The organism is uncultured Campylobacter sp., from assembly GCF_938045775.1.
Taxonomy (GTDB): Bacteria; Campylobacterota; Campylobacteria; order Campylobacterales; family Campylobacteraceae; genus Campylobacter_B.
Window position 1 is genome coordinate 1 of record NZ_CALIBH010000054.1, and the last position, 7,455, is coordinate 7,455.

General features: G+C 37.7%; 11 protein-coding genes and 1 pseudogene. 1 reads left to right on the forward strand and 11 read right to left on the reverse strand.

Annotation, left to right across the window (positions count from 1 at the left end; all coding sequences use genetic code 11):
• A pseudogene (locus Q0238_RS01635) lies at nt 1-699 on the forward strand (AAA family ATPase); the annotation flags it as partial.
• Nucleotides 700-853: 154 nt separating this feature from the next.
• Here the strand turns inward: Q0238_RS01635 and Q0238_RS01640 are convergent.
• The 11 genes from Q0238_RS01640 to Q0238_RS01690 form a co-directional block, all read right to left on the reverse strand.
• Nucleotides 854-1,180 (reverse strand): hypothetical protein, encoded by a 327-nt coding sequence (locus tag Q0238_RS01640; protein WP_297942258.1) that lies wholly within the window; start codon nt 1,178-1,180, stop codon nt 854-856.
• 474 nt (nt 1,181-1,654) lie between these two features.
• Complete coding sequence (locus tag Q0238_RS01645) at nt 1,655-2,293, reverse strand: AAA family ATPase (protein ID WP_297942261.1); 639 nt, start codon at nt 2,291-2,293, stop codon at nt 1,655-1,657.
• Nucleotides 2,290-2,991 (reverse strand): nucleotidyl transferase AbiEii/AbiGii toxin family protein, encoded by a 702-nt coding sequence (locus Q0238_RS01650; RefSeq protein ID WP_297942263.1) that lies wholly within the window; start codon nt 2,989-2,991, stop codon nt 2,290-2,292. Before Q0238_RS01650 ends, Q0238_RS01645 begins: the two co-directional genes overlap by 4 nt.
• Nucleotides 2,982-3,314: a hypothetical protein gene (locus Q0238_RS01655; RefSeq protein ID WP_297942266.1), complete on the reverse strand. Its 333-nt coding sequence runs from the start codon at nt 3,312-3,314 to the stop codon at nt 2,982-2,984. The genes Q0238_RS01650 and Q0238_RS01655 overlap by 10 nt, the downstream gene beginning before the upstream one ends.
• 36 nt (nt 3,315-3,350) lie before the next feature.
• Complete coding sequence (locus Q0238_RS01660) at nt 3,351-3,626, reverse strand: hypothetical protein (protein ID WP_297942268.1); 276 nt, start codon at nt 3,624-3,626, stop codon at nt 3,351-3,353.
• Between the two features lie 419 nt (nt 3,627-4,045).
• On the reverse strand, nt 4,046-4,363 hold the full coding sequence (locus tag Q0238_RS01665) for a hypothetical protein (RefSeq protein ID WP_297942272.1): 318 nt from the start codon (nt 4,361-4,363) through the stop codon (nt 4,046-4,048).
• A 31-nt stretch (nt 4,364-4,394) separates the two neighbouring features.
• Complete coding sequence (locus tag Q0238_RS01670) at nt 4,395-5,747, reverse strand: type II toxin-antitoxin system HipA family toxin (RefSeq protein ID WP_297942275.1); 1,353 nt, start codon at nt 5,745-5,747, stop codon at nt 4,395-4,397.
• A 149-nt stretch (nt 5,748-5,896) separates the two neighbouring features.
• Nucleotides 5,897-6,289, reverse strand: coding sequence for a VapD family protein (gene vapD, locus Q0238_RS01675; RefSeq protein ID WP_297942277.1), 393 nt, complete (start codon nt 6,287-6,289; stop codon nt 5,897-5,899).
• Entirely contained in the window at nt 6,286-6,603 is a 318-nt protein-coding gene (locus Q0238_RS01680; protein WP_297942279.1) for a hypothetical protein, read from the reverse strand. The genes vapD and Q0238_RS01680 overlap by 4 nt, the downstream gene beginning before the upstream one ends.
• Nucleotides 6,604-6,664: 61 nt before the next feature.
• A complete protein-coding gene (locus tag Q0238_RS01685; protein WP_297942281.1) occupies nt 6,665-6,982 on the reverse strand; it encodes a hypothetical protein in 318 nt (105 codons plus the stop codon).
• Between the two features lie 117 nt (nt 6,983-7,099).
• Nucleotides 7,100-7,455: aminotransferase class IV (locus Q0238_RS01690; protein ID WP_297942283.1), on the reverse strand; the 356-nt coding region annotated here is incomplete at its 5' end.

Genomic DNA, 7,455 nt, shown 5'->3' on the forward strand with positions numbered 1-7,455 from the left:
CGAGCTGAGCCGAACGCTACGATAATCTCGGGCCGAAACGCCGAAGTGAATGCGATAAATAGCGCTAGACTAGCCAAGCTTAATGCGCCGCAAAGCAGCTTTGAGGGCGTTTATGAAGCGCTACAAAGCGGAGTGAGCGAGCAGAAAATTCAAAAATGGATCGCCTCGCTAAATACGCCGCAAAGTCTGACGCTGAAAGAGGGCGCAAAGGTGCTGTTTACCGCAAACAAAAGCGGCGAGTTTTTCAACGGCGAGCAAGGCGTCGTCGAAAAGATCGAAAAAAGCTCCGGCGACGAGATCGAAAGCGTGGTCGTAAAAAAGCCCTCGGGTATGCTAAGCCGCGTGGGGCTGCACACATACGAACTAAGTGAGATCGCCGCAAGCGGCGCGGATGCCGAGCAGATCGTGCTGGCGCGGTATTATCAGTTCCCGCTCAAGCTCGCATACGCCATCACGATCCACAAATCCCAAGGCATGAGCATCCCGCAGCTCATCTGCGACATCGACAGGATCTTTGCCAAGGGGCAGCTCTACGTAGCGCTTTCGCGAGCGACGAGCCTTGCGGGGCTCGGGGTGATATATACGCGCGCAGAGCCCTTGCTGCAGTATTTGCAGCGCAACGCAAGCGCGGATGAAGCCGTGGTGAAATTTTATCAAGAGAATGAATTTTATAAAATTTCGGATCAAAAGGTGGAATAAATTTAAAAAATTGCGGTTGTGATTTTGCATAGAATTTTGAAATTTTGCGGCATTTTAAATTTAACGATATTTGCGGTATAAATTGCGGCAACGCATAACTATGCTTAAATTTTAGTCTATTTTAGAATTCGTGCGACTTTAAAATCTAAAATGTCTATAAGTCAGCCTGTTCTATTTCGACGTCATCAAGCTTTTTAGACTCATAAAATTCCCGTACCGCCGGGTTTTTAAAAACCATTCTTGCATTAAGATTTCTATCAGAATAGAATGTTATAATAGACTTACCGGGGGAGGATAGAGGCGTACTCGAGTGACCCTCTCCCTCGTTTTTTTGCACATCTTTTATTTTAATTTTATCAATCACTACTCTAAATCTCACCTCGTTATTATCTTGCCATTCATATATGATAGAGCCATTACTTTCCATTAAAGGTTCTTTAAATACTTCTGTATATTTTCTTAGGTTTATTCCCAAATTCAAAAGTTCTTCTAGGCTTATTTCTCCATTTGAGCCATTTTTTAAATGATATTTTAAATGTTCTGCCCTTTCCCCTTATCCATTTTTATATTGTGCCAGCCTTTTACATACATAACGACTTCATTAATGATCGCATTCTCAACCAAGGCAATATCTGGGTTGATAGTTACGGGCGTAGCCCTTTTATCGTTAAAGATAACGTTATAAATCCCCAGTTCTTCTCCATCTTTCTTAAAATTCTCACAAAATCAAATTTTTGTTCGTTTGACGCCTCTGTTCTGCGCAAAACTTTTTAAATTTAGGTCCTTATCAGAACAAAATGTTATAATAGCTCTTAAGGAAGAGGTACGTGGCGGTTGTGCCCTCTCTTCCTTTTTAAAATTTCCTCGCAAAACCAACTGATTTTCAATACTTTGCAAATTCTATTTTAGCTGCTGTTTCTATTCTTTCTCTTGAAATTTTTTATTCGTATAAGCTCTACCCTCTTTTTTGAAGCTCTTTGGCGGCGGAGTAGTCTTCACTCATATTCTTTAAAACATCTTCAAGCCACGATACCTTGCCAAGCGTTATAATCTGGCCGTTTTCTTTCTTGGCTATCAGGCGTAAATTCGAAAATTTCTGATCTTCCTCGTTTAAAATTTCTTTGCTATTGTCATAAAAATATATCTCCTCGCAAAACGGAATCACTTTAGCGAGGTTATCGAAGCTCTGCGAATATCTACGCTCCAATACTGCCTCCTCTATGCTATGGCCGTTCTTTTGTGCCCTAATGGCTACTCTTTGCTTTGACAGATCAACGCTTTCAAGACCCACATAAAAGAGCGTTATCCTATAACCGGACGCTTTTGCAGCGCCTATAAATCTAACTATGCCGCGACCGCTTAGCGTAGTTTCTACGTTAAAATCTATCCCTCGGCGCAGGTAAGACTCTCTAAGCTTGAGCGCTATTTTGCCGGCTCTATTTTGATCCTTTTTATTTTTCCAGTCTCCAAATTCCTTAACGATTTCGTCAGAATTGATTCTAGTGCCGTAAAAATAGTCGCTCTCTAGTTGATTTATATAAAATGTCGATTTGCCTGCACCGTTTACGCCTGCGAAAATATATAAATTTTTCATAGCCCCTGTCCTTTAAACGCGAAGTTTAGCGCTTTTCGCAAGTTAAAAAATTCATCAAAAGTCGCTTTATAATTATCCATAAAGTCTTGCAAAACTGCATCGCTTTTAGCTCTTATGTCCTTTTCCTCTATCATCTCTTTGGGAAAGCTTTTAATCCTAGCGCATATCGTCTCCGGCTCGCTCGCACTCTTTTTGCTTAAATTATTCATACTCTTTAGCAGATCCACATCACTATTTTTTATAATTGTGTATATATCAAAAATATCTCTGCTCTGCTCCCTTGATAATGCAAAATCGTATTTATTTACTAAAATGTTTTCGATATTATCCACTAAAAAGCCGTGTTTGCGGTCAAAATCCCCTATATGTTCCGTAACGTCATAAACCATATCGATCTTTAAATCTACGCCCGCATCCTTGACGATTAGACGCTTAAAATTTGAAGAATCTACCGCAATGTCGAATACGACGCCACTTTGTTTTAAAAATCTTACGAGCTTAGCTATTTCGTCTTTGGCGGATACATCTTTAGCGCCGGTAAATAGATCTATGTCATCCGAATATCTAATGCCCTCTAAAACAAATCTATGAAGTGCCGTTTCGCCTGCCAGATAAAGATAGCAAGAGCTTTCGGCGAGTAAATTTAAAATTTTATCTTGCGCTAGGTATAGCTTATCGTAGTATTTTTTTAGTTCCATCTCATATCCCTTAGCTGATACGAGCTGTCGATATAGGCGTTTATTAAAGCATCTAGCCTCAATCTCGTTCTTTCTTTATTAAAATTTATAGGCTTATTTTGCCAATCTTTTAAAAATTCCACCACAAAGCGTTCATCCATAATGGCTAAATCCATCGTCATAAATTTAGAATTTTCCAAAATCGCGGAGAAAATTTTTCTAGCAAAAAATTTATTATGAATATTTTCTACTATATACTCGGGCGTATAATTTGTATTGCCCCAATAGCAAGTCTTTAGAATATTTTTTGCTATCGCGATTTGTTCATCTTTGCTTAATTGCATGCTTATCTCCTTTACTCATCAGGCGTTAGGGCGCTTTTATTTGACGTATCTTTTTATCCTAATATAATCTAAATCCTCTTTCTTTGGTATTTCTTTCACGACGAAACCGCTAAAAAGCTGTTTAAATTCTTTGATCCTTTCATTATTTTCTATATCATCACTTAGCACTTCCTCATTATTGTTTGTAACGTTTATATTGTCTAACCTTTTAAAATCCTTAACTTTTTCAAACAACAACTTAGCTACATCTATTAGATCCTGACGCTCTTTTGGTATATTGAGCTCGAATTTTACAAATTCTTGTGTCTGCATAATACGCCTTTATTTTAGATTCTTAATCTAGTCAAGGCTCTGACTTCTTTGATTTCCTCATCTGTCGCGGTAATATGATCCGCCACGCCGATAAATTTTTTAGCATTTTTTACTTTGCTTTTAGCTTCATCATCAGATACCTCGCTGGTTTCGACTATACTCGCTCCTAAATTTAAAGCTTCGTTTAAGTCCTCAAGTATTTTTTTTGACGGCTTGTGATTGCTCTATCGGTATGCTTATCATAGATAAATTTGTCGTTAGCTTTTTCATCGCCTCTCCTTAGAAAATATCTAAAATTCCTTTTAGCCTTTGCGTCGCCTAACGCCTAGACAGCTTTTGCCGCACTCGCCCTATGATGAGCCTTTGAATTTTTGCCTCTTTGATAGCAAGATCAAAATTTATGGCTTTGCGGACAGGTTTCATTTAAAGACCCCTTTCTTTTTTAGCCTATTGTAACCAGCTATTAGATCTCCGTCTCCTTCCTCACTATCGAGCCAAATCCATTCGATCAAATTTTCCATGAACCATTTTTGATCCATTAGCCCAAAATGCGTAAATTTACTTAAATGCGGAAAGTCCTGCTCATCATCTTCCTTACAAAGATAGGTAAATTTATCCTTTTTTACTAGGTTACACTCCTGCGCAAAGCGATCGATTATTTGATACACTTTAGCTAGATCACACCTGCCTTCGCGTATAATTTTAGCCTCATCCATTACTATTTTGGTGCCAAGCATCTTTTATCCTCTCCTTTGATGTAACATCTTACTAATACATCCGATTTCTATTTTTATTTCTCGGCTTATTGCCATCATTTTTATCAGTATCAACGTTAGAATTCTCAGACTTATATTTTGCTTTAATTTTATCCATAGCAGTAGTATCGTTTGGGTCAATACTATCCATTTTAATCCCAAAAGTCTCTTCAATATCGTATCGTTTCACAATTCCTCTAATTTTTTCAAAATCTTCGTGTTCGTAATTATTTTTTAACATTTTCAAATTATCGCTATTTATTCCATTTTTTTTAGCTATTTTTTCAAATTCGTCTCTTGCAATTAACATATCTGATAAAATTTCTTCAAACTCTTTCTCATTTATATCGAAAAAGTCTTTTATTTCATCAAATAGTTCAACGGAAGGCAAATTTACAAAATCTATAAAATTTAGTGCGTGATTTTGTTTTGAATAGCTTATGGTTTCTGGCGTTATATCGAAAGCGGGGCTCAAATTCCAAGTCTTTGTGTTTTCGTCGTACAAAACGCCATGGTTTCTCAAATGATCGTCCGTATTACCGAATAAACCATTGAAGACCATTCTACGAAATAGCTCTTTTTTGTTCTTGCTATCTAACATGAAAGCTAAATCTATATAGCTCTTTTCATTGTTTGTTTCTCCGTCTTTAACACCCAAAAGCGTCATTGCTGATTTATACGGTATTCTTTTATCGCTCGCTCTATCAAATCTTTTAACAAGCAATGCCGTTCCTTTCATTGTTTCATAAAGTTCTGCTTCACAAACATTTATTTTTGCTACTTTTGCCACTTCCAACATAGTTTGTTCGCACTTTGAAATTTGTCTATATTCGTCTTTTATTGACGGAAATTTAGCAATATACAGTTCGTTATTTTTAATAATACTAGCCTTAGGTCTAGCTCCGCCCAAACTACCGCTCGGTGCCAATAAGTTTTTTATATCACTATCCAAGCTTTCGCCTTGCTCTATTCTATATGCCGATGTACAAAGTTCATTTATACTTGTAAGTTTTGGAACATTAGTTTTGGACGATACAAATTCATCTCCTTTTTTTATCCTTATAGAACCTATTCTAAAATAATCGCTTACGCCAATTAGATATTCGCTATTTGTAAGTTCACTTCCTGCTTTTCTTTTTTGAATAAGCCGCCCCCACCTATCGGGGCTTATATCGCAAAATACGCCCCAAAGGTCTTTTGAAATAAATTCAGTATCTTTTAAAGGTAAATTCGGATCTATTTCAAATCCATTTTTAATCCAATTTTCATCGTATGAAAAATAATATGTTTCGTTTTTTCCTATTGCATATACTTTCATTTTGCCTATTTTAGTTTCATTATGATAAATTTCAAACGAATTATCCATTTTTTATACCTTTATCATTATTATATTATTAAGTTATGAAAATATGCATAACTTAGCTATCGTTATACATATTTTCATAACCGTCTTTGAATTTTCGTTTGTGAAACTTTGGCTTCATCGTTAAAGCCAAAGCTTTTAAATATATCCGCTTACCGATCGCTTTCATCAAGAGTGTTGCGTATCCGGGATAAAACACCGCTATCGCCCTGAGTATCTTGTATAGGCGGTTCGGCTGCTTCAAATGTATCCTCGCGCGCGGATATATCTTTTAATCGTATCGACCATATCGTCGTTACGTCAAACCTATTCGCACATTTACTTAGCCAAGGAAATTGATGCACCATTCTTAAAATAATCTTATTGATCTGGCTTTCCTTCATCGGTTTTATCGATATGTATCCACTCGATTGTTTATGCTCAAAACCGTTGTTTTCCATAAAAACTTTAATTTTGCTATAAGCTGCACGATAATCTTTGCCCGGATAGAATTCTTTCAGAGCTTTGGTATCTAAATCAAAATTTATAAATTTACGAGCATTCATTTAAAAATTCCTTCTTCTTTTAACTCTATATAATCTGCAATTAAATTGCTGTCGCCTTCCTCGCTATCGAGCCAAGTCCATTCGATCAAATTTTCCATAAACCACTTTTGATCCATTAATCCAAAATGCGTGAATTTACCTAAATGCGGAAAGTCCAGTTCATCGTCTTCCTTGCAAAGATAAGTAAATTTATCCTTTTTTACTAGGTTACACTCCCGCGCAAGACGATCGATCGCTTGATACACTTTGGCTAGATTATACTTGCCTTCGCGTAGAATTTTGTCCTCGTCTAGGACTATTTTAGATCCTTTCATAACTACTCCTTTAAAGATTTGGTATCTAAATCAAAATTTATGGCTTTTCGGACGCGAATGCTCATTTAAAATATCCTTCGCGTTCAAATTCCCGTATACGATCTATAAGATTTTTCTCACCATCTTCACCATCAAGCCACTTCCATTCTTTAACATTATCGCGAAAGAATTTTTGATCCATTAGCTTAAAATGAGTAAATTTACCAAGGTGTGGAAGATCCTGCTCGTCATCGTCTTTACAAAGATAAGTAAATTTATCCTTTTTTACTAGGTTACACTCCTGCGCAAATTTATCGATTATTTGATACACTCTAGCTAGATCACATCTGCCTTCGCGTATAATTTTAGCTTCATCCATTACTATTTTGGTGCCTAACATCTTGTTCTCCTATAATCTTTTTTATTTCCTTTAATATTGATAATCCCATCTAAATTTCCTTTGCTAGAAAATATTACTAATAATCTCACAATTTTTAAATTAACTTTGACCGCCCTATTACAGTCCCGCTTCGGCTCTTAGCCGCGCGGCATACATCTCGCGCAGGCGAGGTACGTATTTGCCGACCGCACCGCCGCCGATCTGCTTGCCGTCTGCCTTTACGATCGGCAGCACCATCAGCGTCGCCGCGCTGATAAAGGCCTCATCGGCTTCATAAACCTCGCTCATTCCAAACGCCCGCTGCTGCACGCTAAGCCCTGCCTGCTCGGCAAGGCCTAGGATCACCTTGCGGCGGATGCCAGGCAGTATGTCGTTTGAAAGCGGCCGCGTGATGAGGACGTCATCTTTGATGATAAATGCGCTGGAGCTCGAACACTCGGTAACTAGCCCGTCCTCGATCAAAAAGCACTCAT

Bases quoted from the DNA above. Each gene is read 5' to 3' on its own strand.
- Q0238_RS01655 (WP_297942266.1), bottom strand. From the start codon at position 3,314: ATGCAATTAAGCAAAGATGAACAAATCGCGATAGCAAAAAATATTCTA.
- vapD (WP_297942277.1), bottom strand. From the start codon at position 6,289: ATGAATGCTCGTAAATTTATAAATTTTGATTTAGATACCAAAGCTCTG.
- Q0238_RS01650 (WP_297942263.1), bottom strand. From the start codon at position 2,991: ATGGAACTAAAAAAATACTACGATAAGCTATACCTAGCGCAAGATAAA.
- Q0238_RS01645 (WP_297942261.1), bottom strand. From the start codon at position 2,293: ATGAAAAATTTATATATTTTCGCAGGCGTAAACGGTGCAGGCAAATCG.
- Q0238_RS01680 (WP_297942279.1), bottom strand. From the start codon at position 6,603: ATGAAAGGATCTAAAATAGTCCTAGACGAGGACAAAATTCTACGCGAA.
- Q0238_RS01685 (WP_297942281.1), bottom strand. From the start codon at position 6,982: ATGTTAGGCACCAAAATAGTAATGGATGAAGCTAAAATTATACGCGAA.
- Q0238_RS01660 (WP_297942268.1), bottom strand. From the start codon at position 3,626: ATGCAGACACAAGAATTTGTAAAATTCGAGCTCAATATACCAAAAGAG.
- Q0238_RS01665 (WP_297942272.1), bottom strand. From the start codon at position 4,363: ATGCTTGGCACCAAAATAGTAATGGATGAGGCTAAAATTATACGCGAA.
- Q0238_RS01670 (WP_297942275.1), bottom strand. From the start codon at position 5,747: ATGGATAATTCGTTTGAAATTTATCATAATGAAACTAAAATAGGCAAA.